The sequence below is a fragment of the Anaerolineales bacterium genome (genome assembly GCA_022866145.1).
Lineage (GTDB): Bacteria > Chloroflexota > Anaerolineae > Anaerolineales > E44-bin32 > PFL42.
This window is the reverse complement of the sequence record JALHUE010000409.1, coordinates 1-2,190: the sequence shown is the minus strand read 5'-3', so window position 1 is coordinate 2,190 and position 2,190 is coordinate 1. Positions and strand designations below refer to the sequence as shown.

The window sequence follows — 2,190 nt, the reverse complement described above, 5'->3', positions numbered from 1 at the left end:
TGCGCCTCCAGGACCACCTGCTCCTGAACCCGGTCGCAGAATTCACGCTGGACAGGCCGCCACTCGACCCAGGGCATCTCGCCCTCCTTCGCCAGAGCCGTCCTCGACTGCCACCACTGTAGCGGGCTGTTCCGAGGCGCCGAAGTGCTCTCTGTCACCCCCAAAAATGACGCTTTTCCTCTTATTCAAGCGCCTCGGGCGGGCTAGAACTGGAAGCGGCGCCGCAACGGCGCCACCCGCCGTTGGTAGTTCACTACGAAGTCCTGCAGCCGGTTCTCTAGACCCTGGAAGTCCGGCGACATCACAGCGTAGTCCATGGTGTCTTGATCTGGGGCGATGAAGCCGGTCAGCCGCAGGGGGTAGTCGCCGTAGGCGGTGTGCCACGCCTCCGACATCTTCAGCCCCAGGCGCTCCAGCGCCGGCACGAACTCCCCCAGCACAAAGCGGAAGTACGCCTCCCGGCGGTCCGGCATGGGATCGTAGGTCAACAACAAGATCACTGGGGACTCGTCGTTGGCGGGGGTCATCCAGGTGCCTTATTCCGCCCGGCGCAAGCGCAGGCTGCCCCCGGCGGCGCCCGCCGCTTCTCGCCCCGGACTCGGCGCCGCCCAAACGCCGGGGATCGACTCCCCGCAGTCCGGGCAGGCGCCTTCTTGCGTCAAGGAGTAGGAGAGCACGGCGAAGCCGCGGCGCTCGATCAGCGGACGGCGGCAGCTCGGGCAGAACGTTGTCTCATACTCGTTCACGGAGCCCGGCAGGTTGCCGCCATAGACATAGCGTAGCCCGGCCTCCTGACCGATCTCGGCCGCTCGTAGCAGCGTAGCGACCGAGGTGTTCTCCGTGCCGGTCATGCGATAATCCCCGTGAAAAGCCGTGACGTGCCACGGGATGTCGGGAGAGACACCCGCCAGGAACCGGCCGGCATCCATCAACTCCTCCGGGCTGTCGTTCAGGCCCGGAACCACCAATGTCACGGCTTCGACCCACAATCCCATCTCATGCGCCAGCCGGATCGTTGATAGGGTGGCCTCGAGGGTCCCGCCCAGCCGGCGGTACGTCCGGTCGCTCATCGATTTCAGGTCGATCTTGATGGCGGTCAGGTACGGGCGCAGATACTCCAGCGCGCGGGGCGTGGCATTCCCGTTGGACACGAAGGCGCAGATCAGGCCGACTTGCTGAGCCCGGCGGAAGATCTCCACCGCCCACTCACTGGTGATCAGTGGCTCATTGTAGGAAGACACGACGACATCCGCCCCGGCGCGCACGGCGGCCACCACCACCTGCTCGGCGCTGATCGGACGCACACAGGCGCCAACACCCTCACAAGCCGGATCGCGCATCGCCTGCGAGGTCACCCAGTTCTGGCAGTAGTCACAGTGGAAATCGCAGCCGAGCATCCCAAACGTCAGGGCGCTCGAACCGGGCAGCAGGTGATAGAAGGGCTTCTTCTCAACGGGATCGTTGTGCAGGGCCGCGACGTAGCCATGGGGGACCCACAAGACGCCGGCGGCGTTGAAGCGCACCTTGCATACGCCGCGACGACCGTCGCGGATCAAGCAGTTGTGGCCGCAGGCGAAGCACCGGACTGCACTCTCGGCAAGGCGCTCGTACAGCACGCCCTCTATGGTCAGCCCGTCGAGTTCCTCCGCCAAACTCGGCATGATCCCCTCGGGCGGCATTATAACATCCGCCTCCCTGCATTCTGCGGTTGGTACAATCCCCGCATGATCTCGGTGGTCATCCAGGCTGGCGGCCAGTCTCGCCGCATGGGTCAGGACAAGGGTCTCCTGCTGCTGGCGGGCAAGCCGTTGGTACGGCATGTCATCGATCGCGCCGGCAGCCTGGGGGATGAGCTCTGGATCACCACCAACCGACCGCAGGCCTATGCCTTCCTGGGCGTGCCCACCGCCTCCGATCCCCAACCCGGTTTGGGAGCCCTGGTCGGCCTGCGCACGGCGCTGCGGGCGGCGCGGGGGGATACGGTCCTCGTGGTGGCCTGCGACATGCCGTTTCTGCAGCCCAACCTGCTGCGCTACCTTCTTTCGCGCTCGGCGGAAGCCGATGTGATCATCCCCCGCCGCGGCGGCGAGTTCGAGCCGCTGCACGCAGTGTACCGGCGCGGTTGTCTCGGCCACGTCGAATCGGCCCTCGAGCGCGGCGAGTCCCGGATGATCAGTTTCTTTCCCGATG

3 protein-coding genes are annotated in these 2,190 nt (G+C 65.9%); 1 reads left to right on the top strand and 2 read right to left on the bottom strand.

Translation table 11 applies throughout. The features are described from left to right. Positions 1–203: 203 nt before the first annotated feature. Together MUO23_12255 and amrS are read right to left on the bottom strand one after the other, a co-directional pair. The gene (locus MUO23_12255; protein MCJ7513730.1) at positions 204–527 is read right to left on the bottom strand and encodes a hypothetical protein; all 324 of its coding nucleotides are present in this window, start codon (positions 525–527) and stop codon (positions 204–206) included. A gap of 9 nt (positions 528–536) precedes the next feature. Next, positions 537–1,661, bottom strand: coding sequence for an AmmeMemoRadiSam system radical SAM enzyme (gene amrS / locus MUO23_12250; protein ID MCJ7513729.1), 1,125 nt, complete (start codon positions 1,659–1,661; stop codon positions 537–539). A gap of 63 nt (positions 1,662–1,724) precedes the next feature. On the opposite strand from amrS, the gene MUO23_12245 reads away from it, so the two are divergent. Then, on the top strand, positions 1,725–2,190 hold a 466-nt coding region (locus MUO23_12245), incomplete at its 3' end, for a molybdenum cofactor guanylyltransferase (protein MCJ7513728.1).

Bases quoted from the DNA above. Each gene is read 5' to 3' on its own strand.
- amrS (MCJ7513729.1), bottom strand. From the start codon at position 1,661: ATGCCGAGTTTGGCGGAGGAACTCGACGGGCTGACCATAGAGGGCGTG.
- MUO23_12255 (MCJ7513730.1), bottom strand. From the start codon at position 527: ATGACCCCCGCCAACGACGAGTCCCCAGTGATCTTGTTGTTGACCTAC.